Origin of the sequence: Halopenitus salinus (assembly GCF_042662125.1) — an archaeon.
Taxonomy (GTDB): Archaea; Halobacteriota; Halobacteria; order Halobacteriales; family Haloferacaceae; genus Halopenitus; species Halopenitus salinus.
Genome location: NZ_JBHSXL010000009.1, coordinates 196,479 through 221,710, shown reverse-complemented (window position 1 = coordinate 221,710; position 25,232 = coordinate 196,479). Strand labels below are relative to the sequence as shown.

Below are 25,232 nucleotides of genomic sequence, written 5' to 3'. Positions count from 1 at the left end.
ATGGGCATCGTCGTCGGCTACCTGCTCGTCGCGCTGGCGATCGGCCTTTTCGCCTATCGGGTCGCCGAGTCGGGCGCCGAGGACTACTACCTCGCGAGCCGGTCGATCGGGACGCTCGTGCTGCTTTTCACCACGTTCGCGACGCTGCTTTCGGCGTTCACCTTCTTCGGAGGGCCGAACCTCGCGTACGCCGCCGGCCCCGAGTGGATCCTCGTGATGGGCGTGATGGACGGTGTGATCTTCGCGATCCTCTGGTACGTGATCGGCTTCAAACAGTGGCTCGTCGGCCGACGCCACGGCTACGTGACGCTCGGGGAGATGCTCGGCGATCGGTTCGGATCGCCGGGGCTTCGTGCGCTCGTCGCCGGCATCAGCCTCCTGTGGCTGTTTCCGTACGTGATGCTCCAGCAGATGGGCGCCGGCGAGGCGATCGCCGGGCTGACGAACGGGGCGATCCCCTACTGGGGCGGCGCGGCGCTCATCACCGCGTTCATGATCGTCTACGTGATGCTCGCGGGGATGCGCGGCGTCGCCTGGACCGACACGATCCAGGGGCTGTTCATGCTCTCCGTGGTCTGGATCGCGGTCGCGTGGGTGCTCGCCGCGGTCGGCGGGCCCGAGGCCGCCACCGGCGCGATGGTCGAGGCGAACCCCGAGTTCGCCTCGCTCGGCGGCGGGACCTACACCCCGCAGTTCATCATCTCCTCCGCGGTCACCATCGCATTCGGCGTGACGATGTTCCCGCAGATCAACCAGCGGTTCTTCGTCGCCGACTCCGCCCGGGTGCTCAAGCGGTCCTTCGCGCTGTGGCCGGTGCTCGTGCTCCTGTTGTTCGTCCCGGCGTTCATGCTCGGATCGTGGGCGGCCGGCCTCCCGATCGACGTCCCCGAGGGCGCGAACGTCCTCCCGGTGCTCCTTCGGGAGTACACCCCGGTCTGGTTCGCCGCGCTCGTGATCGCCGGCGCGATGGCCGCGATGATGTCCTCCTCGGACTCGATGTTGCTTTCGGGGTCGTCGTATTTCACCCGGGACCTGTATCGGCCCTTCATCACCCCCGACGCGAGCGAAACGCGCGAGGCGTGGGTCGCCCGTATCGGCGTCGCCGTCTTCGCGACGCTCGCGTTCCTGGCGAGCCTCACGCGTCCCGGAACCCTCATCGAGGTCGGAGACACCGCTTTCTCCGGATTCGCCCTGTTGGCGCCGGCGGTCATCGTCGCCCTCTACTGGGATCGAACGACCAGAACCGGGATGATCGTCTCCATTTCGATCCCTCAGATCGTCTACCTCGCGCACGTCTTCGAGCCCGTTCCGCTGCCGTTCGTCGACGTTCGGCTGGCCCTGCCGGGGACCTACGGCGGTTGGGACGTCGCGCTCTGGTTGATGGCGCTCGCCGCCGTGCTCGTCGTCGTCGTCTCGCTCGCGACCGACCACGTCGACGACGAGAACGCCTCCCGATTCGACGTGACCGCGGACTGACGGAAGAGACGACCGACGGCTCCGACTCCACAACGCACTTACGCGACTCGCGCCCACGAATTCGTATGTACGCAGTCGTGGGGGGCGGAATCGCCGGGCTCGCGGCCGCCCATCGCCTCCGACAGCACGGGATCGACGCCCACGTCTACGAGGCCTCCGACGACGTCGGCGGGCTGGCCGGCGTCTACGAGACCGACGGCGATCCGATAGAGCGCTTCTACCACCACCTCTCGCGGTCCGAGGAGACGATCCTCGAGCTGGCCGCCGAACTCGGGATCGAAGACCGGATCGAGTGGCGGATCGGGAGGAACGCCTACTACGTCGACGGCGTGGTTCACCCGCTCGATACGCCCTGGCAGATCCTCGCGTATCCCCACTTGAGCACCTACGACACCCTCCGACTGGCGGCCCTGACGAAGGAGGTCGACCTACGCGGCGGGCTCCCCGCGTTCGACACCTACGAGGACCTGAGCGACTTCGAGGACGTTCCCGTCCGCGAGTTCCTGATCGAGCACACGACCCGCGGCGTCTACGAGGGGTTCTTCGAGCCGCTGCTCGACGCGAAGTTCGGCGACCGCAAGGAGGACGTCTCGGCGGCCTGGCTGCTCGGCCGGATCAAGTTCCGCGGGGAGCGCGACCTGCTTCGCGGCGAGGTGCTCGGCTACCTGGAGGGCTCCTTCGCGGTCCTGCTCGACGCCCTCGTCGACGCCGTGGGACGCGAGCACGTCACCACGAACGCGCGGGTGACGGACGTCGGATTCTCCGGTGGCGAAGCGGAGGCGACCGCAGAGCCGATCGACGACTCGGACGCGGAGGCGGCGGTGGGGAACGGCGCCGTCGAGACGATCACCGTCGAGACGCCGGCGGGAACGACGACCCGCGAGGTCGACGGCGTCGTGGTCGCGGCGATGCCGAACGTGCTCGAGGATCTCACCGGCTATCGGTGTGCGATCGACTTCCAGGGGGCCGTCTGTGCGGTCCTCACGATGGACGAGCCGCTTTCGAACACCTACTGGCTCAACGTGGCCGACGAGGCGCCCTTCGGCGCGCTGATCGAACACACCAACTTCGTTCCGCCCGAGCGATACGGCGGCGACCATCTGCTTTACGTCGCCAGCTACGTCCAGTCGCCAGAGGAGCGAAACTGGCAGGAGGACGACGACGCGCTTTCCGATCGGTGGATCTCGGGGATCGAGGAGCTCTTCCCGGACTTCTCCCGCGAGCGGGTGCGCGAGGTCCGTATCTCGCGGAACCCGCGTGCGGCGCCCGTCTACGAGCGCGGCTACCTCGAGACCGTGATCCCCTACGATCTGGCGGACGAGAGGCTATCCGGGGTCTACTACGCCGGCATGGCGAGCCGCGCGCAGTACCCCGAACGCTCGCTGAACGGCGGCGTCGTGGCCGGTCGCGAGGTGGCGGACCGGATCGCGGAGCGAAACGGCGAGGCGGGGGCCGACGACGAATCCGCGATCCGGAACGGACGCGAGTGAGGAGTCGACAGTGAGATCCCACAGTCGTCGGGCCTCGCTTCCCGTCGAGTCTCACGACCCGTCGGACCTCACAGCCCGGTCGGATGGTCGACGAACGTCGTCTCGATCCCCCACTCCTCGAGGCGACCCGCAAGCGACCGGACCCCGAACGTCTCCGTGGCGTAGTGGCCGGCGAGGAACACCGAGATGCCGGCCTCGCGCGCCTCGTGGTAGACCTTCTGTTTCCCCTCGCCGGTGACGAGCGCGTCCGCCCCCGCCTCCACCGCCTCGTCGAGCCAGTCGGCGCCCGAACCGGTGAGCACCGCGACGCGCTCGATGCGGTCGGGGCCGAACTCGAGCACTCTGGTGTCCCGCTCGCTGCCCTCGAAGGCGTCGAGGCGTCGCCGCAGGTCGCTCGCGGAGAACGGCTCGGAGGCGGTGCCGATCGTGCCGAGGTGGACCGGGCCGAGCGAACCGAACGGCTCACGGTCGTCGAGGTCGAGCTCGTCGGCGACGCCCGAAGCGTTTCCGAGCTCCGGATGGCCGTCGAGCGGGAGGTGGGAGACGTACAGGGCGACGTCGTTCTCGACGAGCGCCGCGATCCGCCCGTACTGGCGTCCGGTCACGCGTTCGATCCCGCCCCAGGAGATCCCGTGGTGGACGAGGAGGAGGTCGGCGTCCGCCTCCGCGGCCGCCTCGATCGTCGCCTCCGCGGCGTCGACCGCGACGGCGACCCGGTCGACCGTCCCCGAATCCGGGCCGACCTGCAGGCCGTTCGCGCTCGCGTCGACGTCGGCGTAGCCGGCGGTCGAGAGCGTCTCATCGAGTCGATCGACGAGCGTGGGCAGTCGCATGGCCGGCGGTTTCACGCGAGGGGAAGTAAAGACGGCGACTGTGGGTGATACTCGGCGATAAAAAGCGCGGTGACCTGGATCCGCTCCGAAGCGCCACCGACTCCTACTCGGAGGGCTTTTCGGGAACGGCGTCCTCGGAGCTGGAGTCCGAGCCCTCCGGGACGCGAGGCGAGCGCGTCGCGTCCTCGGGAGTCGAGGGCGGCGCGTCGAACTCCGGATCGAACAGTTCGAGGGCGGTGTGGATCGTGGTCCAGTCGTCCTCGCCGGCGGCCTCCCGAAGCGACTTCGTCGGCGCGGCGAGCAACTGCCCGACGAGCGAGTCGGCGAGCGCCTCGAGCGTCTCGCGCTGCTCGTCGGTCAATCCGCCCTGCGCCTCGAGTTTCGAGACCGCCCGGTCGAGCTCGCGTGCCTTCACCCGGTCAGCGGACTCGTACATGGCGGCGATGGCGTCGTCGGCGCGTTTGCGCTTGAACGACTCCATCAGTCGGTCGAACTCCTCGTCGATCATCGTCTCGACCTCGCGCGCCTCGGCCCGTCGGCGCTCCCGCGTCCGCTCGGTGACTGACTCGAGCGCGTCGATGTCGTAGAGTTCGACCCCGGCCAACTCGCCGGCGCTCGGGTCGACGTCTCGTGGTCTCGCGATGTCGACACAGACCAGTTCGCCCGTCCCGGACAGCATCTCCGAGTCGAGGACCGGATCCGGACTCCCGGTGGCGGTGACGACCAGATCGGCGGTTCCGAGCGTCTCCTCCAGGGCGTCGATGGGGCGGGCTTCGGCTTCGACCTCGAGGTCGGAGACGATCTCCCGTGCACGTGATACCGTCCGGTTCGCAACGCGGATCCGCGAGACGCCGGTCTCCTCGAGCGCGCGTGCCGCGAGCGTGCTCATCTCGCCCGCACCGATCACGAGCGCGGTCGACCCCTCGAGATCGACCTCCTCGGACGCGAGGTCGACCGCAGCAGAGCCGAGCGAGACGACGCCCTCGTTGATCGCCGTCTCGGTCCGGGCGCGTTCGCCGACGTGAATGGCCTTCGTCACCGCGTCCTCGAGCACCGGGCCGATCCCGCCGGCCGCGCGGGCCGACTCGAACGCATCGCGAACCTGTCCGATGATCTGGTCCTCGCCGAGCACGATCGACTCGAGCCCCGCCGCGACGCGCATCAGGTGGCGGATGGCCGCCTCGTGTTCGAGATGTCTGACGGCGCCCTCCCTGACCGTTGGCGCGAACGACGACAACGCCTCGCGCCCGTCGGCCGCGTGGTTCGTGACGACGTACGCTTCCGCACGATTGCACGTGTGGATGGCGAACGCCTCCTCGACGTTGGTGCGCGCGAGCAGATCGGAGACGATCCCCCGCTCGGACTCCTCGCCCGCCGCGTCGATCTCGTCGATGCTCGCGTGCGTATGGGCGACGCTAACTCCGGTGATCACTCCCGTCTCAGTCATGGCCTATCTACGTTCCTCACGATTTCCGCGTCCCGTCATCGGTACGCCGTTCGATCCCGTCATCGGTACACGTCCCTTCGGCGACCCGTCTCGCCGTTTGACGGGGATTGGCCCCCCCGACTTGTAAAGCCTTCCAAACGTCCGGCGACCGGACCACGGCACGGAGCGCTTCCCGACGTCCCTCGGGGGGTACCTCCCGCTCTGCGAGCTCCGCCCGCAGGTCGCCCGTGATCCGCGCCAGTTCGCCGGCCCCCTCGATCTCCGCCTCGATCCGCTCGCGAAGGTGGCGGGCCAACGCCGGGCTGTTCGCGCCGGTCGTGATCGCGACGGTCACCGGTCCGTCCTCGACCGTCGCCGGGACCACGACGCTCCCGGAGTCCCGCGCACCCGAGACGTCCGTTCGGTTGACGAGCACGCCGCGCTCGTGGGCTTCGGCCTCGGCGGCCGCGTTCACCGCCGGATCGTCGGTCGCGGCGACGATCAAGGCGGGAGAAATCCGGTCCACCAACTCGCGAACGCCGTCCGGATCGGGCGCGTCACGAACCAGCTCGAGCGAGCGATCCTCCGCAAGCGATCGAAGTTCGTCGGTAAACGTCGGACTCACGACTATCAGCCGGGCCTCGGACACGAATCGTTTCGCCTTCCTGGTTGCGACGTTCCCCCCGCCGAAGACGAGTACGGTTTCGCCGGAGAGGTCGTGGACGAGGGGGATCATTCGTCGGTGGATCCAGACTCCGTGGCGGAATCCATCCCGACGTCCGTGTTGCCGGCGGCGCGTTCGTCGAGCCTGATACCCGTCTTTTTCAGGATACGGGTCGAAAACAGCGTGTCCCAGTCGTCGGGTTCGACGTCCCAGAACTCCTCCATCGTCCGTTTGACCTCCCGGATGCGACGCTCGCTTTCCGCCTCGGTGCGGCCGTGCGTCATCGCGAAGAAGTTGTACTCCCAGACCCCCTCGTGGCGGGGACGCTCGTAGCAGTGGGTGACGAAATCGAGATCCGCGACCGCCGGTCCGACCTCGTCGATGACGTCCTCCGGGACGTCCCAGACGGTCATCCCGTTTTCGGTGTACCCGAGCGCGTAGTGGTTCGGGATGACGCCGACTCGCCGCACCTTCCCCTCCGCGTTGAACCGCGCGATCGTCTCCACGACCCACTCCGGATCGGCGTCGATCGCGTCGGCGACGTCGGCATACGGCGTCGCGGTGATCGGGAGTCCGCCCTGTATCTCGACGACGAGATCGCGTTCGGCGGGCGTGATCGAGTCGCGATCGCTCGGCTCGACGGCGGGACCGAGATCCGACAGGTCGAGATCGCCGTCGGGGATCGGTCCCTCGAGCAGGAACTTCGCGCCGACGTGGAACTCGCGTCGCTTCGGGAGGTCGTAGGTCTCCTGGCCCGTGGCGTCCTCGATCCGCGAGAGCACCTCGGCGATCCGGTCGCGGGCGTCCTTGTCCGGATCCGGATGGTCGGCCACGCTCGCGACGAACCACATGTTGAGGTGCGGGTGCTCGCGCTCGTAGTTGTGTGCGACCTCCGGAAAGTCGTTGACGAGGTCGGCGATCTCGTCGTACCGGTCCTCGGGAGCGTGCATCGCCACGAGTGAGGCCGCCCCGCCGATCTCCTCGGCGTTGACGAGCGCGCCGAACCGGGAGAGGACGCCCTCCTCATCGAGCTCGAGAACGCGCTCGCGGAGTTCCGTTCCGGTCACCTCCACGCCGCGATCCGAGAGCGCGGCGGCCGCCGCATCGAAGGGGCGTGAGACGACCGGAAACCCGCCTTGAAACCCGTTGATGATCGCCCGGTCGAGCGTCGACAGCTCCGCGTCGACCCGTTTCATGTCCGGACGTGGGGGCGCGTCGGGATTAAGCCGTTCGGAGCGAAGCTCCCCGGTCGCTCGCTACGGGAGATGCCTCACTCCTCGAGGTCGCTCGCGATGTCCGCGAGCGACTCACGCGGCCCCGAATCGACGTCGTAGACCGTACGTTCGCCGGGAAGTCGGAGACCGTAGGCCTCGCCGGGGACGAGTACGTCGAGCAACAGCGGATCCCCTTCCTCTCGTTCTCTCGCGCGGAGCCACTCGACCAGCCGGTTCTCACCTCGCCCCGGCGAGCGGGCGAGACGCCGGTTCTCGAAGGCACCGCGGATCACTCTACCGTCGGAATCGGCGTCGATCCGGGCGTAACTGGTCTCGCGATCGACGACGAGACGAACGACGTCGCCCGCCTCAACCCCGAGCCGGTCGGTGACACCCGATTCGAGATGTCGATCGATCCCCGAGTCGTCGGGGAGACGAACGCACGGACGGCGCGTTCCACCGCTTCGAGCGAGATGAACGCGGATCGACGGAACGTCGTCGTCCTCGGAGGTAAAACGCGCCATCGACCCGTGAATTCCTATTCCTCGTCGGTCTCGGCGTCGTCGGCGTCGTCCTGATCTTCCTCGCCCTCGCCGTAGGCCGCGGCGACGTCGCCGTCGCCGTCGACGACGGAGACGTTGATCTGTGCGACGTCGTCGGCGATCTCCGCGCCGCGAACGGTGACGCGTTTTCGCTCGCCGTCCTTGGTCGGTTTGTAGCCGACCCCGCCCTCGAGGAGGAGCTCCTTTAGGCTCGATCCGGGAACGTCCGCGCGCATCGGCCGGCCGGTCTCGTCGGAACCGCCAGTGATCTCGAGGGTGAACCCGTCGAGGCCGACCGCAGAGCCGTCGACCTCCTCGCCGAGGTTTCGTCCGAGGAATCGGTTCGCGTCCTGTCCGTCGACTTCGCGCTGATAGGTCCGACCGGCGTCGGGGTCGGCGACGGTGACCTTGAATTCTGCCATACGGCCAACCACTTGCCCGCCGAGTAAAAACACGTCGAAACCGCCCGCTCGACGGTCATCGAATGGACTCGATCGTCGTCGATCCGTCGCTCCAGGGGCCACGGACCAGCGCGGACTCGAGCGCCTCCGTCACACGCGTCGGATCGTCGGGACCGCCGGCATCCACGGCACATCCCACCGAGTGCGGCTCGAACGGGACGTCGAGTGCGGCATACAGCGGAGTGAGGACGTCGACGAGTTCGTCCACGTCCGACGGGACGACGGTGAGACAGCCGGCAACGAGAGCCGCGCCCCGTCGAACGCGCTGGGCGATCCCGGCGATCTTTCCGCCGTCCGTGGCACGGATCGAGTGGCTTCCCGGACAGTAGGATCCGTCAGGTTCCCCCGTCTCGACGGCCGCGCCGATCGAGGTCAGCACGTCGACGATGGTCTCCGAGACCGCCTCGTATCGGCGCGTCATCCCCGACCGCATGTCCGCGATCGGGATCGCGACCGCGAACGCCACGGTTCGACCGGTGTAGGCGACGGCTCGCCCGCCGACCCGGCGTTCCACGGGCGGAAACCCGTGCGAGCGGGCGATCTGCGATGCCGACTCGAACCCGTCCAAACGAACGTCCCGCCGGCCGAACGCGACCTGTCGGTGGGGCGTCCAGACGCGAACGGCCGGCTCGCCGGCGTCCGCAGCCCGATCGAGAAGATCCGCCGTGGCTTCGCGATCCGTCCGTCGGGTCGGGCCACGGCCACGAACCACGCGCATGTCCCTGCGTCGAAGCCGGAAGCCAATAAGCGAGTCGCCGGAACGGACCGTTCCGGTGGCGCTATACGGTCGGAGAATCACGGACGGACGATGACGGAACGGGACGCGACGACGGTGACGATCCCCGACGGAGTCGTCGATCGGTATCCGCGATTCTCGCTGTACAACTCCCCGTATCCGGCCCACGATCGCGGCCACGCGATCGATCTCTATCCCGGAACGGGAGTCGGGATCTCTCCCGTCGATGGGGTCGTCCGCGAGGTGCGGACCGTCGGCTGTCCGAACCGCGAGTACGCGGTCGAGCAGGACCACGTGATCGTGATCGACGTGGACGACGACTGGTGTGCGTCCGCCGGGATCGAGCGATCGCTTTCGGCCCGGATACTCCACGTCGACCCCGCCGTTCGAGGGGGGGATCGCGTGTCCGTCGGCGACTCGCTTGGGGAAACGGTCCGGTCGGGATTCTTCGGCCGATGGGTCGACGACCACGTCCACCTCGAGTTCCGCGACCGGGACGCCGACCCGTTCCGTGCGAGCGGATCGCTACGCGTGGCCGTCGGCGTCGACGTCGAGCCGGTCGCCTGGAACGGACACGGTACGGTCGTCGAAACCGGAGCGAGCTACGCGCTGTTGGACGGTCCGCCGGCGGACGACGTGGATGGATACACCGCGATCGCGAGCAATGAGGGGACGGCGATCGACGGCGGGCTCGCTCACTATGCCGGCGGCGGAGCGCTCTCCGGGCACGGGCGTGAAGGAGCTGTGGGACGTGACGGCGGCGAAAGCCACCTGTCGCTGCTCGGCCAGCAGATCGGGATAGCTGCCGGACGGACCATCTCCTGGGCAGACGTCGACGTCCTCGCGAACGGCGACCGGATCACCGGCCTGTCGCTTTTCGCGGCGCGGGGACCGTCACTCGGCGTCAAGCTCGTCTGCCCCGACAGCCGATTCGAGGTCGGCACGGCGGTTCGGGTCTCGATCCGGGAGAGCCGAGACCCGATCCGGCTCGGGGTCGGTCGGTGAGGCGACCACAGGAGCGAGGATCAAAGCGAGGACGCCGAACACGACACGCACGCGTATCGAAGCTCCGAACTTGCGAACAGCCGACACGTGGAACGTACCCGCGGCGGCGTGTCGAACACCCGCCTCGACCGCCGCGGGACGCGGATCAGCTCACGCGACGGGGTGGTTCGGTATCCGTGATAAACCGTCGGACCGGATGGATCGACGGGTGACCGATGAATGGCTGTCTCGCGTTCCGGATGGTCACTCGGCGTCCGACTCGAGCACGAAGTCGGCGAGCGTCGGCACGAAGGTCCCGATGTCGGTCACCATGCCGATCGCCTGGGCGGATCCGCGATCCAGGAGCTGGGTAACCGTCGCGGGATTGATGTCGACACAGACGGTCCGGGTCGTCGACGGGAGGCAGTTTCCGACGGCCACCGAGTGGAGGAGCGTGGCGAGCATCAACACGAGATCGGCCTCGCGAGCCTGCTCGCGGATGGCGTTTTGTGCCTCGACCGCGTCCGTTATGGTGTCCGGAAGGGGCCCGTCGTCGCGGATCGACCCGGCGAGCACGTAGGGGACGTCGTTCTCGACGCACTCGTACATCACCCCCTCGGTGACGGTGCCGGCCTCGACCGCCTCCGCGATCCCGCCCTCGCGGATCACCTCCGAGATCGTCCAGATGTGGTGTTTGTGTCCCTTTCTGGGGTGCTCGAGGGTTTCGACGTCCATCCCGAGTGAGGTCCCGTAGATCGACCGCTCGAGGTCGTGAGTCGCGAAGCCGTTGCCGGCCGAGAGGGCGTCGACGTACCCCTCGCGAACGAGCCGTGCGAGAGCCTCGCCGGCGCCGGAGTGGATGACCGCCGGACCGGCGACGACGAGGACGGTTCCGCCGTTCTCGGCGGTTTCGACCAGCTCGTCCGCGACCTGTCGGATCGTCGACTCGGAGGGGCGCTCGGCGGAGATCCCGCCCTGCATGAACCCGAACGGGCCGTCGGATCCGCGGGGACGTTCCGGCGGCCTGACGCGGATCCCCGACTCGTCGGTGGCGACCAGATCGCCGGACTCGATGGCGTTGAGTACTTTCGTGTACGCGCGCGGATCGCCGTCCGGTCCCCCCTCGGGTTCGAGAACGATCGCACAGTCCATCTCGATGTGCTCGACCGGGATCCACGCGTCGTCGTATCGGACTTCAGTCGGGTGGTTCGTCGTCGAGTAGAACCCCGAGGGGACCACCCGATCCTCGGGAGCGGGTTCCAGCGTGACGTTCGGCGGGTCCTCGAGGACCGCTCCGTTCTGGTGGAGTTCGTGGAGGATCTCCCGAAGCGTCACGTCGTCCGCCGCGGTGACGCGAAGCCGGCAGTAGGACTCGTCCGTCTCGTGTTTGCCGACGTCGAACGCCTCGACCTCGAAGGAACCCCCGAGATCCATCACGGCCGTGAAACACGCCTGCATCCGCCCGGAGTCGATGATGTGCCCCTCGAGCTCGACGGTCCGTTCCACGCTCATACGCATCGTTGAGGTCGAAGCGTAATCAGGATACCCGATCCGATGGAGGTCGGCATTCGATCGACGAAGGTCGACATCCGATGGACGAGTCGAAGCCGTCGCGAGCGGGCACAACTGAAAGATTCTTTGGCGGGGGCCCCCGCTCTCGGGTATGACGAGTGTCAAGGAGTTCCGGGTTCTCGAGGCTGCCACCGCGGCGGAACTCGGCCGCGGCCGATTCGTCTTCACCGACGCCTACTCCGTCTTCGACTGGGGCCAAATGCCCGATCCGATCCCGGAGAAGGGCGCGAGCCTCTGTACGATGGGCGCGTTCAACTTCGAGCGTCTCGAGGCCGAGGGTGTCGCGACCCACTACCGCGGCGTGGTGGATCCAGCCGCCCAGGATGGGTCGGAATCGTCGACGCCCGAGGGGGCCGTCGTCGGTCTCGCGGACGTCGCGGGGCCGCCGACCGAGATGGCGATCGAGTTGACCCAGGTTCCGGATCTCCCGTACCTCGGCGACGGCGAAGGCTACGACTACGACGTCTACCACGCCGACGCCGGCGACAACTACCTCGTCCCGCTGGAGATCGTCTTCCGGAACACCGTCCCCATCGGATCGAGCCTTCGCCGGAGGCGGGATCCGTCGGAGGTCGGCCTCGCGGTCGGGGAGTGGCCCGATGAGGTAGTCGAACTGCCGGAGCCGATCGTGGAGTTCTCCACGAAGTACGAGGAGCAGGACCGGTACCTGACCCGCGAGGAGGCCGATCGGATCGCCGGCGCGGCCGGGATCGACGACCTCGAGGCGCTCGCTCGCGAGGTGAACCGGATCGTGACGGAACAGGCCGAGTCAGCCGGATTCACCCACGAGGACGGCAAGATCGAGTGTCTCTACGTCGGCGGGGAGCTGCGCGTCGCCGACGTCGTCGGCACCTTCGACGAGAACCGCTTCGCCTTCGACGGCCAGGAGGTCTCGAAGGAGGTCGTAAGACAGTGGTACAAACGCAACGACCCCGAGTGGGTGGAGGCAGTCTCGGCCGCCAAGGCCGAGGTCGCGGACCGCGACGTCGCCGACTGGCGAACGATCTGTGAACGCGAGCCGACGTCGCTGCCGCCCGGGATCGTCGAAGCCGTCTCGGAGATGTACGCCGCGGGCGCGAACGCCTACACGGGGACGGACCTGTTCGACGCGCCGTCGATCGAGGCCGCGGTCGACGCGGTACGGAAACTTTAACGGTCGAAACGGAGCGGATCGTCCGACCTTTCGGAAGCGTCCGGTGTTCGGATCAGTCGTCACCGGGAGCCGGACGCGAGACCGGCTGGCCGTCGACCGGCGCGTCGGGGTTGGCCTCGCGTGCCTCAGGCGGTAGCCCGAGTTGCGGGTCAAGCGGGGACGAGCCGGACTCGACCGCCGACTCGCCGCCAGTCTCGTCCGTCGTCCCGTCGTCCGATCGGAGGTGGACGCGCCCCTTGTGGACGGCGACCTCGTCGGCCAGATGGAGCCGGACGGCCTCGAGCAGGACGTCGGCCTCGAGGGGCTGTCCGCGGCGGCGGATCTCCTCGACGCTCGCGCCGTCGGGGACGTCGAAGGCGCGCTGGGCGATGATCGGGCCCTGATCGAGGTCGGTCGTCACGTAGTGGGCGGTGACGCCCGCGATCCGGACGCCGGCCTCCTTGGCCTGTCGGTACGCCTGCGCGCCGGGGAACGCCGGGAGGAGCGAGGGGTGGACGTTGATGATCCGGCCCTCGTACCGGAAGACGACCTCGGGCGAGAGGATCCGCATGTAGCGGGCCAACGCCACGAGGTCGACCTCGTATTCGGCGAGCAGGTCGAGCAGGCGGTCCTCGTCCGGCGAGCCGCTCCCGTCGCCGACGTCGTAGAACGGCTTGCCGTAGCGTTCGGCCAGCTCGCGGAGGTCGCCGCGGTTGCCGATGACGACGGGGATCTCCGCCTCCTCGTTCTCGCCGTCGGTCAGCTCCCCGTTGGCCTCGGCCTCGAGCAGCGTCTCGGGGGCGTGGGTCTCCTTCGTGACGAGGAGGGCGATCCGGCGGGCGGTTCGGTCGCTCGGGAACCGCACCTGGACGTCGACGCCGAGTTCGCGGCCGAGGTCGGCGAGGGTGCGTCGAAGCTCGTCGCTCGAGGTGTCCATCTCGCTCGCGTCGACCCGCATCGTCATCCGGAACAGGCCGTCGCGAACCGCCTGATCGAGGTCCTCGATGTTGATTCCCCGCTCGAACAACACGGTGGTGACCCGCGCGATGAGTCCCGTCTTGTCTCCTCCGACGACGGTGATCTCGGTTAACTCGCGCGTCATGCGGCGATCACCTCCGGGGGATCGAGCGGATACATACACGCCCCGAAACGTGCCGAACGGTTTAGCACGTTTCGGTCGAGACGCGGTCCGTGTCCGACTCACACGGATCGTCGGATTCTGGCTCATACGGATCGTTCGATTCGTCGGACGCCCGCCGCGACCGGGTCATTTTTCGGGGTTCGCGTTCCCTGGGTAGTCGTGACGCTCGATCCGATCCACGTGGACAACATCGCCCGGCTCGCCTCCACCATCGCCGGGACGGTGGAGACGACCGACCACGAGGACCTCGCAGAACGCGTGTGGACCGAGTGGCTCCCCGAACTGCGCCGGGAGGGGCGAGTGATCCTCGAGCCGGTGGGCGAACACGCGAGACGGCGGGTCGCGATCGACGAGATCGCGCTCGTGGACCGTCCCTTCGAGACGAGCCACGGGCTCGATTCGGGGACGATCAACCCGACGACGTTCAAGAACGGACTCGTCGTCGACGTCGCCCACGCCGCGATGGCCGTGGAGCCGACGGACCTGGACCTCCACCGCTCGCGGACGATCGTCGCCACGGTCCACACCGCGGACACGACGGTCGACCACGACACCGACTGGGGACGCCGGGACGAGGGATATACTCAACAGCGCGTACTCCACGCGCCGCGGGTGAGCCGGTACGCGGAAGGAGTCGTCCACGCTCTCGCGTTGTACCTCGCCGAGAGCAAACACGCGCTCGATCACGCGAACGCGGTGGGCGACCTGCTCGTGCTCGACGGACCCATCTACCCGAAGGAGCTTTTCACCTGGGTCGACCGGGATCCGGAGCTCGGCGATCTCGCCCGCGAGGCGAAACCCCACGCCGTGATCGAGAACTACGTCCGACTGGTCGAGAAGCTCTACGAGGCGGACGTCCCGCTCGCGGGGTTCGTCAAGAACCCCTCGGGACGGGCGATCACGCGAACGCTGGCGAGCAAGGGGATCGAGGGCCCCTGGCCGGACGACGCCGCGCTGTTCAACCGACTGCTCGAACGCCCCGCCGACGATGACGGGTCCGACGGTGGCGACGGAATCGAGAGCGGAACCGGAGGCGGACGCGGAAGTGGAGGCGGACGCGAAAGCGGACGCGGAACCGGCGGATCTGGCCCCCGGACCGACGAACTCACCGCGACGACCTGGTTCCACGCGCGCGGCGGCACGGACCGCCACCTCGCGGCCGACGGCGACGCCCTCGGCGTCGAGCGACGCCTCGATCCGGAGCTGTACGAGCCCACGTTCCTCGTGATCTACGACCCGCGAACGGACGTGACCTACAAGCTCGAGGCGCCCTACGCGTTCACCCGGGATCCCGACACGCGCCGGGCGCTCACGACGCAGATCCTCTCCGAGGTCGCCGCCGAGCGCGGACCGCCGACGGCGGTCGCGAAGGCCGACGAGCTCGCGCGGATCGACGCCGGCGAGAAGGCCTCCATCCGCCGGAAGTTCGAGGAGCAGTTCGACACCGACCGACTCCGGTCGTACGACGACGTCCGGTGGCCCGACGTCGAGGGGTGAAGGGGCGGCCGGAACGAAAGTGGCGAGTGGAGCGACGAAAGGGAACCGGAGGCCGGCGGTACGATCCCCGTCGTCTCAACCGGCGTGGGTCGCGTACTGCAGCGCGTAGATCGTGGCGTTGTACAGGCCGTGGATCAGGGACGGCACGATCACGTTTCCGGTCCGCTCGTAGAGGTAGCCGAGCACGCACCCCAGGCCGGTGGCGACGAGCGCGTACATGAGCGCCTCGCCCGGCGCGCCGACGATTCCCGGGATGTGTATCACTCCGAAGACCACGCTCGCGATCAGGATCGACGGCCAGACGCCCCAGGCGCGACGGAGGAGTCCCTGAACGGTGCCGCGAAACAGCAGTTCCTCGCCCGGCCCGACGAGGACGACGGAGACGACGATCATGTACAGGAAGTACGTGGGATCGGCCCGTCCCGGAAGCAGCGCCTGGTTCTCGCCGGTCGAGATGCCGAGAAGTCCAAAGACGAAGAGCGCGGAGAACTGCAACGCGAGGAGGACCGCCGTCCCGGCGAGGACCGTGATCGCCTCCCGCCGGTCGGGCCGGTCGAACTCGATGAGCGACCGGTCGGCGGTCACGAGGACGTACCCGCCGACGGCGATCAGGAACCCGAGGAACTGGAGGACGGTTTGAGCGACGGTCTCCATCGGCGATCCCGCCGCGACGACGCCGGCGTCGACGAGCAGTTGCGAGACCGGCTGCGTGATCGCGGTCGCCACGAGGAGCGCGCCGATGACGACGAGCGCGCCCTGTCCGATCGCACGTGCACGGTCGGCGTGCTTCGCGTATCCGTCGGCGTTCGACCCCGATTCCATCGAGCGGGCGTACGCGCAGGGATCCTAAAGGCGCACCGGAAGAGGCGACCGGATCGAGGGCGCTCGAAGAGGGAACCGACGAGAGAGAATGAGTGGACGAGAGACGAATCGCCGGATCGCGCGTTCAACGCCCGCCGGAGACGACGAGTTCCCGCTTGTCGGAGACGGCCTCGGCCTCCTCGAACTCGCCGCCGCCGAGCAGCCCGCGGGCGGCCTTCTTGCCCCACTCCACGGCGGGCTGGGTGAACGTCTCGACGCCGTCGAGTTCGCCGTAGAGAACGCAGGCGGCCTCCATGCCGTACAGGAGCTCGCCGAGGGAACGCTCGTCGACGCGATCGATCTCGATCCGAACGTTCGGGCGCTCCGCCGCCGCGAGGCTCGCCTCCGTCGCCTCGAACTCGGCGTCGAGCAGCTCGCCGAGCGAGGACCCGCCGAGGTACGAGAGCCCCTCGAGGTCCGTTTCGGGGATCGAAACGTCGGCGCGCTCGCGCGGACGCAGGAGGGTGACGAGCTTCTCGCGGGGGCCGGCTCGGTAGAGCTGAAGCTGGGAGTGCTGGTCGGTCGCGCCGAGCGCGCGGACGGGCGTCTGTCCGACCCCGTCCTTGCCGAGGCTCTCGGCCCACAGCTGGGCGAACCACTCCGCGAAGGTCTCGAGCGACTCCGCGTAGGGCATCATCGCGTTCGTCGTGGCGCCGCGTCGCGCGAGCGCGTACGAGACCGCGCCGTAGGCGTACGCGGGCGAGTCGTAAAGCGATCCCGAGAGATTTTCGCGTCCGTCCGCCCCGCCGCGGAGGATCGCCTCGACGTCGTGTCCCTGCAGGGCGGCGACCGCCAGCCCGACGGTCGAGAGCACCGAGAATCGACCGGGGACGCCGGCCGGCACGTCCAGCGCGGGCAGGTCGTGTTTCTCGGCCAATCGACGGAGGTTCCCCTCGCCCCCGGTCGTGACGAACGTTCGGTCCGTCCAGTCGACGTCGGCCCGGTCCATGGCCTCTCGGACGACGAGGAAGTTCGCGAGCGTCTCCGCGGTCGTCCCGGAGTTCGAGACCACGTTGACGACCGTCTCCGAGAGGGGCAACTCGGCCAGGAGCCGCCTCGCCTGGTCGGGATCGACGTTGTCGAGGAAGTACGCGTCGACCTCCGAGTCGAGCGCGTTCGCGAGCGTCGCGGCCCCGAGCGCGCTGCCGCCGATCCCGACCGTGAGGACCGCTTCCGGGTCGTCGTATCGATCGACTGCGGATCGAATCGCGTCCGGGTCCGCCGTCTCGGGCAGGTTCAACGCCGCGTAACCGAACGCGTCGTTCGCCATCCCGTCGGTTATCGTCTCGTGTGCGTCCGCGACCCGATCGTCGAGCCGGTCGAGGACCCCCGTCGTCACGCCCGGCGTGGTACCGAGCGCGTTGCCGATGTCGACGTCCATACCGGAAGGCCGAGCGAGCCGGACTTAGGAGTTGCCGTCCGCGGCGTCGACGCCCCGGTCCTCGCACGCGAGGTCGACGCTTCAGTCCTCGAACGCACCGTCCACACGCTCCTCGAGCAGTGCGCGAAGCTCCGGCGCGTCTCGGATCTCGGAGAAGGGGACGGGCGGATCGGGATCGGCGGGGCGCTCGTCGAGCTGCCGGTGCCACCACCGGACGTCGTGCCACTCACCGTGTTTGTGCCCGACCGCGGGGAAAGTTCCGACAGGATCGAAGTCGAACCGCTCGTGGAGCGCGACGCTCGCGGGGTTCGGCAGCGTCGTGGCGGCGTAGGCGCTGTAGAACCCCTGCTCGCGGAGGATCCGACAGAGCGCGGCGTAGAGCATCGACCCGACGCCGGCTCCGCGGTGGCCGTCCGCCACGTAGACGGAGAGCTCGGCGGTCCAGCGATACGGCGGCGTCGAGCGGAGCGCGTCCGCGGACGCGTATCCGATCACGGTTCCCGATCCGGGATCGGATTCGTCGAATTCCCGATCGGCGGCCCCCCGTTCCTGGCCGTCGACGCGCTCGGCCACGAGCCACGGATACGTCTCCGTCGTCTTCTCGATCCGTGTCTCGAACTCCTCGCTCGTGGGCGGCTCCGTCTCGAAGGAGATCGCCGTCTCCTCGACGAACGGGGCGTAGATGTCGCACATCGCGTCGGCGTCCGCGGTGACCGCGGGACGGAGTCGTCGGGACACGTCTCAGATCGCGTAGACGCGCGTCGTCCAGAAGTCCTCGAACGCGTCGGAGAGCGCCGCCTCCGGATCGCCGGTCGCATCGGAGACGTCCGTGACGTCCGCCAGATCGCGAACCTCGCCGAGGACGGTCCGTTCGCCGACGATCACGAGGCGGTCGACGTCGTCCGCGATCGGAGCGAGGACCGCCCGAGCCGACTCGAGGTGTTCCGATATCTGGTCGTCACGGCGTCGCTCGAAGCGTCCCTGCGAGAACCCGCCCTTCGAGTGGGCCCCCTTCACGTCGCTTTCGAACCCCTCGAAGGAGACGCGTTCGGGAGGTCCCACTTCATCGGCGGCGGTCGCCCCGGCGGCGGCAGCCGAATCCGATCCGTTCATCGCGTCGTACACGCCGACCGCGAAGACGTCCGACCGGACGAGCGCGAACCCGAGGCGGCCCGTCGGGAGGAACCGCTCGGGCGGCAGCTCGAAGGCATCGTCCCATCGCGCGAACGACTCCGTCGGTTCGATCGGCGGACGGAACGCGGCGCTCACGACCCCCGAATCGTCGGCGAGAACCATCGCGGGCGCGGCCCGGCGAACGAGCGGAGCGTCCGCGCCGAAGTGGTCGATCACGGCGTCGGGGACGTCGCCCTCCTCCGGAACTGCGGCGGTGAGCGCGCCCTCGTCGCCGGTCTCGATCGCCGACAGCCGGCCGAGGAGGTCGCGGGTTCGCGCGCCGCGGGCGTCGCTCACGCGACGGAAGTCGCGGTCCGGCTCGTCGTCGGTCGCCCGCTCGACGCGGTCCTCGAGTTCGACGATCCGGTCCTCGAGGCGGTTGACGCGCTCCTCGGCGTCCTGTCTGGCGGCGACCGCGTCCGATCGGCGCTCCCGCTCGGCCTCCAGTTGTCGCTCGAGGTGGTGGTTCTCCTCCTCCAGGTCCTCGATCCGCGCCTTCAGTTCGGCCCGGCCGAGCAACTCGTCGAGCATGCCCGAGACGGGGGCGTGGTTGGACTTAAAAGGTCGCGTCCGAGGCCGCTCGAACGGGTTCGACGGCGGGAGTCGCGAACGCGGGTCGTTCGGCGTGCGGGACGACGGACGCGACCCGATCGGCGCGAACGGGACGGCGGGTTTGTAAACGCTTATGCGTACCCTGGCGTTAGAACCCACCGCGGGCCGGTAGCTCAGTTAGGGAGAGCGTCCGGCTTTTAACCGGACGGTCGGGGGTTCGAATCCCTCCCGGCCCGTTTTCGTTCGAACGAAGTGAGAACGAAACGGCCACAGGGATTCGCGGCCCAGAGGACGAGCACGGCGGGTCCTCGCGGTTCGAATCCCTCGCGGCCCGCTTTCCTGCGAAATCGTGGGCAGTGACAACGCCGCGATCGACGCCCCGAAACCGACCGTCTACAGTCCCTCGCCCTGGTAGTCGCCGTCGTAGGTCCCTTCGTGGCCGGCCTCGGCGAGGACGAGCTGGGCGATGCGCGCGTCGCGTTCGATCGTGATCGGGTGTCCGACCTGGAGGAGGCCCTCGCCGACGCCCTCGTAGCCGGCGTCCCAGACGGCCGTGTTGAGCATACACGAGTTCCGGAGCAGCGAGGAGCGCGGGTAGACGAACCCGACGTGCCCCTCCGGGATACGGACCGGTTCGCCGTACTCGACGACGTAGTATCCCGGCTGGAGGCGAAATCGGACCTCCCCGGGGACCGGCTCCCGCTCGCCCACCGTCTTCCCGTCGCGTCCGATCGTCCCGGGTTCGGTCTGTTCGAGGACCTCCCCGACGGTCAGATCGACGCCGTTCGGCTGTACCTGCTCGGCGTCGAGGTCGGCGCCGGCCGACTCGAGTTCGCGTGCGACGTAGCTCCCGGACTCGAACATACCGGCCGATCGGATCCGGTCGATAAAACCGTATCGACTGGAACGGGGCCGGAGGCGAGGATACGTCCCCACCACGCACGGATCGATCCGGCTCCGATCCCGAGGTGTCGGGAGTTAACACGCCGGTTTTCCCGCGAACGTTGCCCGAGACGCCCGATCCTACACGAATATTGTGGAAAGTGACTCGCGGGATTTATATTCGAGGCGAGTCGAGTTCTCGGTGATATGGGACAAACCATCGCTGAGAAGATCCTCGATGATCACCTCGTCGACGGGGAGTTGACCCCCGGCGAGGAGATCGGCATCGAGATCGACCAGGTTCTCACACAGGACACGACGGGGACGATGGTCTGGCTCCAGTTCGAGGCGCTGGAGATGGAGGAGGTCCAGACCGAACTCGCCGCCCAGTACTGCGACCACCAGACCTACCAGTTCGACTTCAAGAACACCGACGACCACCGGTTCCTCCGCTCGGCGGCGGGGACCTACGGCGCCTACTTCTCGCGACCCGGAAACGGCATCTGCCACCAGGTCCACAAGGAGAACTTCGCGGCGCCCGGCAAGACGCTGCTCGGCTCCGACTCGCACACGCCGACCCCCGGCGGGCTCGGCCAGCTGGCGATCGGCGCCGGCGGGCTCGACATCGCGGTTGCCATGGGCGGCGGCGCCTACTACGTCGAGATGCCCGAGGTCGTCAACGTCCACCTCGAGGGCGAGCTGCCCGAGTGGGCGACGGCGAAGGACATCGCGCTCCACCTGCTCGGCGAGCTGACCGTCAAGGGCGGCGTCGGCAAGATCTTCGAGTACACCGGTCCGGGCGTCGAGTCGCTCACGATCCCCGAGCGGACGACGATCACCAACCTCGGCACGGAGCTCGGCGCCACCTCCTCCATCTTCCCGACCGACGAGAAGACGGAGGACTGGCTGGCCCGCCAGGGCCGCGAGGACGAGTACGTCGACCTCCAGCCCGACGCGGACGCGGAGTACGCAGAGGAGATCACCGTCGATCTGAACGAGCTGGAGCCGCTCATCGCGTGTCCGTCGATGCCCGACAAGGTCGTGCCCGTCCGCGAGGTCGCCGGCACGGAGGTCGAGCAGGTCATCATCGGCTCGTGTACCAACGGCGCCTACGAGGACATCCTGCCCGGCGCGAAGATGCTGGAGGACCGCGAGGTCGCCAAACACACGGAGATGATCGTCGCGCCCGGATCGAAGCAGGCCTCCGAGATGCTCGCCCGCGAGGGCTGGACGGCCGAGCTGATGGCCGCCGGCGTCAACTTCTCCGAGTCGACCTGTGGCGCCTGCATCGGCATCGGTCACGTGCCCGCCTCCGATTCCGTGAGCCTGCGTACGTTCAACCGCAACTTCGAGGGACGCTCGGGCATCGAGGACGACTCCGTCTACCTCTGTTCGCCCGAGGTGGCGACCGCCGCGGCCATCGCCGGCGAGATCGTCGACCCGCGGGACCTCGCCGACGAGCTCGGCGACATGGAGGCACCCGGCCTCGAGATGGGCGACAGCTACTCCGAGGGAATGGGCAGGGACGACCCGGACATCATCAACCCCGAGGAGGCCATCGACGACGAGCTCATCAAGGGCCCGAACATCGGCGACGTCCCGATCCGGGAGGGTATCGACTCCGACATCAGCGGCGAGGCGCTGCTCAAGATGGAGGACAACATCACGACCGACCACATCATCCCGGCGACGGCGGACATCCTGAAGTACCGCTCGAACATCGAGAAGCTCTCGGAGTTCACCCTCTCGCGGGTCGACGACACGTTCGCGACCCGCGCGAAGGAGGCCGGCGAGGGCGTCCTCGTGGCCGGCGAGAACTACGGACAGGGCTCCTCGCGCGAACACGCCGCGCTGTGTCCGATGTACCTCGGCATCGAGGCGGTCTTCGCACAGAGCTTCGCGCGCATCCACAAGGCGAACCTGTTCAACTTCGGGATCGTCCCGCTGGAGATCGACGCGGAGACCTACGAGAAGATCGACCAGGGCGACGACGTCGAGATCCTCGACGACGTCGACGCGGCGGTCCGTGAGGGCCAGGAGACGTTCACCGCCCGCGTGAACGACGACTGGGAGTTCACCGCCGAGCTGGACGCCTCCGACCGCGAGCTCGAGATCCTCGCGGCCGGCGGCAAGCTCTCGTGGACGAAAAAGCAGCATCAGTCCGGCAGCGGCGCGGCCCCCGCCGACGACTGATCGGGGACTGCCGCGAGCGATCGGAGACCCTAACGACTGATCGGAGGCCGCCGCCGCCAAGCAGAAACGGCCGCCGGCGGTCACAGCGTCGAGGCGACCGAACGATGCGGATATCTCTCTTTTCGCTTTCGACGGAGCCGAAGCGTCACTTCACGAGTTCGATCTCGTCGTCGCCGTGGGGGACGACACAGATGAACGCGGCGCGTTCTGGTCCGTCGTTGTGGTAGGCGTGTTCCGTGCCGGCGGGGATGAAAAGCGAGTCGCCGTGTGAGAGGGTCCGGTCCTCATCGCCGAGGGTGACCGTGTACTCGCCGGCGAGGACGTACTGGACGTGTTCGACCGCGTTCGTGTGTCTCGGCACCGTCGCGTCGGGCTCGAGAATGAACCGACGCATCGCGAAGTTGGGCGCGCCGTCCGTCTCGTCGATCAACACGCCGCGACCCATGCCGTCGGCCGCCTCGACGACCTCGTAGTCGATCTCGTCGTCGCGGTTGATCGTGGGGCCGTCGCTCATCGCGATCGGGCTCCCGTCCGCGGCGGTTTCTCGTGATCGACCTCGAGGGCGCAGTACTGTGCGGCGATCGGGTCCGGAGCGATCGTCTTCCCCGTGGTGGCGTTCGTCGAGGGTGACGCCGTGATAGCGTTGCTGTTCATGTGGGTACACGCGTACCCACACGTCGAAGGGTGATAACACGACCGACGACGGTCGCGGCGACCCCGCCGCGGCGGTCGCGGGCTCAAACGATCGCTCCGGACTGCATCACGGTGATGAGCACCGTGAGCACCGGAACGCTGGCCAGCGTGGTCACGAAGATGGTCGTGGTGAGGTGTTCGGAGGCCGCCCGCCCGTCACGGCCGGGGTCGTCGCTGTAGGTGATGACCAGCGCGAGCGGGACCACCGCGACCGGGGTCGCCGACAGGACGACGAACGTTCGAGCGATCGTGGGATCGTCGAACGCCAACGCCAGCGCGACGGCGAGAGCCACCGCCGGGGCCACGAACAGCCGAAGGACGGACGGGGAGATGGCGCCGGAAAAGGACGTGTGTTCCATCTCGGCCAGTCGAATGCCGACGACGACGAGCATGAGGGGGATCGACGCCTCGCCGATCATCTGGACGGTCTGCATCGCCACGCCCGTCTCCGACGGAACGACGTCCGCCACCCTCGCGATCAGGGCGAGGAGGATCGCGTATATGAGCGGGAGCCGGAAGACGGAGCCGACCGCGCCCCACCCGGTCTCGCCTCCGCCCCGCGAGGCGACGTAGACGCCGACCGTGTACATCAGAAACGACTGGAGCGTCATCCACAGGATGGCCGTCGTCCGGCCGGCCTCGCCGAACGCGAAGGCGGCCAGCGGAACGCCGTAAAACCCCGCGTTCGGAAACATCGCGGCGAGCACGTCGGCGCTTCGAAACGGCTCTGCGATCTCCGCGGTGCGGCCGACGACCTCGGCGACCGTCCACATCGCGGCGACGAACGCGACGACGCCCATCACCACCTTGAGGAGAACGGCCCCGCCGAGCGACGTCGTGGCGAGATTGTGGAAGACGAGCGCCGGCAGGAAGGCGTAGAGCGCGACGTCGTTGAGTGGCTTGAGAGCGATATCGAGCGTCTCGGAGAGCAGGTAACCAAGCCCCATGATCGCGAGTATGGGGAGAATGGCGGAGGTGAACGCGGAGACGATCGACATCCGTACGCGGCGTGTGCCGGTTCGGATAAAAAGTGATCGGAAACGGGCCCTGCGTGCCTCCACGCTTTTACGTGATGGCGTCGAAGGAACGGACATGCGAGGCATCCAGATCGGGAGCGCGTTCGGAATACCGATCCGACTCAATTGGACGTTCCTTCTCGTTCTCCCGCTTTTCGCCTTCCTGATCGGACGTGACGTGTCGGTGATCGCCGGGATGATCGGCGGGACGCTGCCCGCCGAGATCGACGTGGCGCTGCTCGAGGAGGGCTATCTCCCGTGGATACTCGGGTTCGCCTCCGTCGTCGGCCTGTTCGTCGGCGTCCTGCTTCACGAGCTCGGCCACTCGATCGTCGCGATGCGGTACGGCTACGAGATCGACTCGATCACGCTGTGGCTGCTCGGCGGGCTCGCCAACTTCGCGGACATCCCGGACGACTGGAGACACGAGTTCTGGATCGCGATCGCGGGCCCGATCGTCTCCATTGGCGTCGGCGTCGTCTGTTACGTCGCGATCGTGGCGACGAGCGGACTGCCACAGGACGCGTTGGGGATCGCCGGCGGCGTCTCCGCCGTCCGGTTCGTCGTCGGTTACCTCGCCGTGTTGAACGTCGTGCTCGCCGTGTTCAACATGCTTCCGGCGTTTCCGATGGACGGCGGACGGGTGCTTCGAGCGCTGCTGGCCCGGAACATGCCACACGCCGTCGCCACCCAGCGTGCCGCCTCGATCGGGAAGGTGTTCGCGTTCATGCTCGCGGTCGTGGGGCTGTTCTCGAACTGGTTCCTCATCTTCCTCGCGCTGTTCATCTACATCGCCGCCTCCGGGGAGGCCCAACAGACCACGCTCGCGGCCGCGTTCGAGGACGTCACGGTCGCCGACGTGATGACTCCCCGTTCGGAGCTCGACGTCGTCGCCGAGGAGACGACGGTCGCGGAGCTGATGGACCGGATGTTCCGCGAACGCCACACGGGCTATCCCGTGATGCGGGGCGACTCGCTCGTGGGCATGGTGACGCTCTCCGACGCCCGCGAGGTCAAGGAGGTCGAACGAGACGCGTATCGCGTCGAGGACGTGATGGAAACCGACGTCGTGACGGTGACGCCGGAGACGGACGCGATGGAGGCAATACAGACGATGCAGCGAAACGACGTCGGTCGACTTCCCGTGATGGACGAATCCGGCGAGCTCGTCGGACTCATCTCCCGGACGGATCTGATGACGGCGTTCAACGTCATCCAGTCGAGCGGCCCGCCGGACGCGATCGTCCAACGATCGTTGGGAGGCGGCCCCTCGACGAACTCGATCCCGTGATCGCCTGCCCCTTCGACTGCTT

General features: G+C 68.1%; 24 protein-coding genes and 1 tRNA gene. 8 read left to right on the top strand and 17 right to left on the bottom strand.

Annotated elements, in window-relative coordinates; translation table 11 throughout:
- On the top strand, nucleotides 1–1,476 hold the full coding sequence (locus ACFQE9_RS10500; protein ID WP_379745579.1) for a sodium:solute symporter family protein: 1,476 nt from the start codon (nucleotides 1–3) through the stop codon (nucleotides 1,474–1,476).
- Between the two features lie 65 nt (nucleotides 1,477–1,541).
- Complete coding sequence (locus ACFQE9_RS10495) at nucleotides 1,542–2,966, top strand: NAD(P)/FAD-dependent oxidoreductase (protein ID WP_379744175.1); 1,425 nt, start codon at nucleotides 1,542–1,544, stop codon at nucleotides 2,964–2,966.
- A gap of 68 nt (nucleotides 2,967–3,034) precedes the next feature.
- On the opposite strand, the gene ACFQE9_RS10490 is transcribed toward ACFQE9_RS10495, so the two are convergent.
- The 7 genes from ACFQE9_RS10490 to ACFQE9_RS10460 all read right to left on the bottom strand — a co-directional run bounded on the left by ACFQE9_RS10490 (nucleotide 3,035) and on the right by ACFQE9_RS10460 (nucleotide 8,824).
- Nucleotides 3,035–3,799, bottom strand: coding sequence for a Nif3-like dinuclear metal center hexameric protein (locus ACFQE9_RS10490; protein ID WP_379744173.1), 765 nt, complete (start codon nucleotides 3,797–3,799; stop codon nucleotides 3,035–3,037).
- A 103-nt stretch (nucleotides 3,800–3,902) separates the two neighbouring features.
- Nucleotides 3,903–5,246, bottom strand: a complete 1,344-nt coding sequence (gene hemA / locus ACFQE9_RS10485) for a glutamyl-tRNA reductase (protein ID WP_379744171.1) — start codon at nucleotides 5,244–5,246, stop codon at nucleotides 3,903–3,905.
- 16 nt (nucleotides 5,247–5,262) lie between these two features.
- Nucleotides 5,263–5,961, bottom strand: coding sequence for a precorrin-2 dehydrogenase/sirohydrochlorin ferrochelatase family protein (locus tag ACFQE9_RS10480; protein ID WP_379744169.1), 699 nt, complete (start codon nucleotides 5,959–5,961; stop codon nucleotides 5,263–5,265).
- Nucleotides 5,958–7,085, bottom strand: coding sequence for a siroheme decarboxylase subunit beta (gene ahbB / locus ACFQE9_RS10475; protein ID WP_379744167.1), 1,128 nt, complete (start codon nucleotides 7,083–7,085; stop codon nucleotides 5,958–5,960). Before ahbB ends, ACFQE9_RS10480 begins: the two co-directional genes overlap by 4 nt.
- Nucleotides 7,086–7,159: 74 nt before the next feature.
- Nucleotides 7,160–7,627: a DUF7112 family protein gene (locus tag ACFQE9_RS10470; protein ID WP_379744165.1), complete on the bottom strand. Its 468-nt coding sequence runs from the start codon at nucleotides 7,625–7,627 to the stop codon at nucleotides 7,160–7,162.
- Between the two features lie 14 nt (nucleotides 7,628–7,641).
- Nucleotides 7,642–8,067 carry a 30S ribosomal protein S6e gene (locus ACFQE9_RS10465; protein ID WP_379744163.1) on the bottom strand — a complete coding sequence of 142 codons (426 nt, stop codon included), beginning with the start codon at nucleotides 8,065–8,067 and terminating at the stop codon, nucleotides 7,642–7,644.
- 55 nt (nucleotides 8,068–8,122) lie between these two features.
- Nucleotides 8,123–8,824, bottom strand: a complete 702-nt coding sequence (locus ACFQE9_RS10460; RefSeq protein WP_379744161.1) for a lipoate--protein ligase family protein — start codon at nucleotides 8,822–8,824, stop codon at nucleotides 8,123–8,125.
- 90 nt (nucleotides 8,825–8,914) lie between these two features.
- Between ACFQE9_RS10460 and ACFQE9_RS10455 the strand changes: the two genes are divergently transcribed.
- Nucleotides 8,915–9,847, top strand: coding sequence for a DUF8155 domain-containing protein (locus ACFQE9_RS10455; RefSeq protein ID WP_379744159.1), 933 nt, complete (start codon nucleotides 8,915–8,917; stop codon nucleotides 9,845–9,847).
- Nucleotides 9,848–10,090: 243 nt separating this feature from the next.
- Here the strand turns inward: ACFQE9_RS10455 and ACFQE9_RS10450 are convergent, their stop codons facing one another.
- The gene (locus tag ACFQE9_RS10450; RefSeq protein WP_379744157.1) at nucleotides 10,091–11,338 is read right to left on the bottom strand and encodes an ornithine cyclodeaminase, nickel-pincer nucleotide-dependent; all 1,248 of its coding nucleotides are present in this window, start codon (nucleotides 11,336–11,338) and stop codon (nucleotides 10,091–10,093) included.
- 151 nt (nucleotides 11,339–11,489) lie between these two features.
- Here ACFQE9_RS10450 and ACFQE9_RS10445 point away from each other — a divergent pair, with 151 nt between their 5' ends.
- Nucleotides 11,490–12,551: a phosphoribosylaminoimidazolesuccinocarboxamide synthase gene (locus ACFQE9_RS10445; RefSeq protein WP_379744155.1), complete on the top strand. Its 1,062-nt coding sequence runs from the start codon at nucleotides 11,490–11,492 to the stop codon at nucleotides 12,549–12,551.
- A 52-nt stretch (nucleotides 12,552–12,603) separates the two neighbouring features.
- On the opposite strand, the gene ACFQE9_RS10440 is transcribed toward ACFQE9_RS10445, so the two are convergent.
- Nucleotides 12,604–13,632 (bottom strand): formyltetrahydrofolate deformylase, encoded by a 1,029-nt coding sequence (locus tag ACFQE9_RS10440; protein ID WP_379744153.1) that lies wholly within the window; start codon nucleotides 13,630–13,632, stop codon nucleotides 12,604–12,606.
- A 198-nt stretch (nucleotides 13,633–13,830) separates the two neighbouring features.
- On the opposite strand from ACFQE9_RS10440, the gene ACFQE9_RS10435 reads away from it, so the two are divergent.
- The gene (locus tag ACFQE9_RS10435; protein WP_379744151.1) at nucleotides 13,831–15,168 is read left to right on the top strand and encodes a DNA double-strand break repair nuclease NurA; all 1,338 of its coding nucleotides are present in this window, start codon (nucleotides 13,831–13,833) and stop codon (nucleotides 15,166–15,168) included.
- Between the two features lie 75 nt (nucleotides 15,169–15,243).
- Here ACFQE9_RS10435 and ACFQE9_RS10430 read toward each other — a convergent pair whose 3' ends face one another.
- The 4 genes from ACFQE9_RS10430 to ACFQE9_RS10415 all read right to left on the bottom strand — a co-directional run bounded on the left by ACFQE9_RS10430 (nucleotide 15,244) and on the right by ACFQE9_RS10415 (nucleotide 19,114).
- Complete coding sequence (locus ACFQE9_RS10430; RefSeq protein ID WP_379744149.1) at nucleotides 15,244–15,990, bottom strand: CPBP family intramembrane glutamic endopeptidase; 747 nt, start codon at nucleotides 15,988–15,990, stop codon at nucleotides 15,244–15,246.
- A 124-nt stretch (nucleotides 15,991–16,114) separates the two neighbouring features.
- Entirely contained in the window at nucleotides 16,115–17,410 is a 1,296-nt protein-coding gene (locus ACFQE9_RS10425; protein WP_379744147.1) for a glucose-6-phosphate isomerase, read from the bottom strand.
- Between the two features lie 81 nt (nucleotides 17,411–17,491).
- Nucleotides 17,492–18,148, bottom strand: a complete 657-nt coding sequence (locus ACFQE9_RS10420; RefSeq protein WP_379744145.1) for a GNAT family N-acetyltransferase — start codon at nucleotides 18,146–18,148, stop codon at nucleotides 17,492–17,494.
- 3 nt (nucleotides 18,149–18,151) lie between these two features.
- A complete protein-coding gene (locus ACFQE9_RS10415; RefSeq protein ID WP_379744143.1) occupies nucleotides 18,152–19,114 on the bottom strand; it encodes a Vms1/Ankzf1 family peptidyl-tRNA hydrolase in 963 nt (320 codons plus the stop codon).
- Between the two features lie 183 nt (nucleotides 19,115–19,297).
- Between ACFQE9_RS10415 and ACFQE9_RS10410 the strand changes: the two genes are divergently transcribed.
- Nucleotides 19,298–19,371 (top strand) — tRNA-Lys (locus ACFQE9_RS10410).
- Nucleotides 19,372–19,528: 157 nt separating this feature from the next.
- On the opposite strand, the gene ACFQE9_RS10405 is transcribed toward ACFQE9_RS10410, so the two are convergent.
- The gene (locus ACFQE9_RS10405; protein ID WP_379744141.1) at nucleotides 19,529–19,999 is read right to left on the bottom strand and encodes a deoxyuridine 5'-triphosphate nucleotidohydrolase; all 471 of its coding nucleotides are present in this window, start codon (nucleotides 19,997–19,999) and stop codon (nucleotides 19,529–19,531) included.
- Between the two features lie 225 nt (nucleotides 20,000–20,224).
- Here ACFQE9_RS10405 and ACFQE9_RS10400 point away from each other — a divergent pair, with 225 nt between their 5' ends.
- Nucleotides 20,225–22,210: an aconitate hydratase gene (locus ACFQE9_RS10400; RefSeq protein WP_379744139.1), complete on the top strand. Its 1,986-nt coding sequence runs from the start codon at nucleotides 20,225–20,227 to the stop codon at nucleotides 22,208–22,210.
- Nucleotides 22,211–22,355: 145 nt separating this feature from the next.
- On the opposite strand, the gene ACFQE9_RS10395 is transcribed toward ACFQE9_RS10400, so the two are convergent.
- The 3 genes from ACFQE9_RS10395 to ACFQE9_RS10385 all read right to left on the bottom strand — a co-directional run bounded on the left by ACFQE9_RS10395 (nucleotide 22,356) and on the right by ACFQE9_RS10385 (nucleotide 23,901).
- Entirely contained in the window at nucleotides 22,356–22,724 is a 369-nt protein-coding gene (locus ACFQE9_RS10395) for a cupin domain-containing protein (protein WP_379744137.1), read from the bottom strand.
- Complete coding sequence (locus ACFQE9_RS10390; RefSeq protein ID WP_379744135.1) at nucleotides 22,721–22,864, bottom strand: hypothetical protein; 144 nt, start codon at nucleotides 22,862–22,864, stop codon at nucleotides 22,721–22,723. Before ACFQE9_RS10390 ends, ACFQE9_RS10395 begins: the two co-directional genes overlap by 4 nt.
- A gap of 83 nt (nucleotides 22,865–22,947) precedes the next feature.
- The gene (locus tag ACFQE9_RS10385) at nucleotides 22,948–23,901 is read right to left on the bottom strand and encodes an AEC family transporter (protein WP_379744133.1); all 954 of its coding nucleotides are present in this window, start codon (nucleotides 23,899–23,901) and stop codon (nucleotides 22,948–22,950) included.
- A 94-nt stretch (nucleotides 23,902–23,995) separates the two neighbouring features.
- Here ACFQE9_RS10385 and ACFQE9_RS10380 point away from each other — a divergent pair, with 94 nt between their 5' ends.
- Nucleotides 23,996–25,210, top strand: coding sequence for a CBS domain-containing protein (locus ACFQE9_RS10380; RefSeq protein ID WP_379744131.1), 1,215 nt, complete (start codon nucleotides 23,996–23,998; stop codon nucleotides 25,208–25,210).
- The last annotated feature ends 22 nt before the right edge of the window (nucleotides 25,211–25,232 follow it).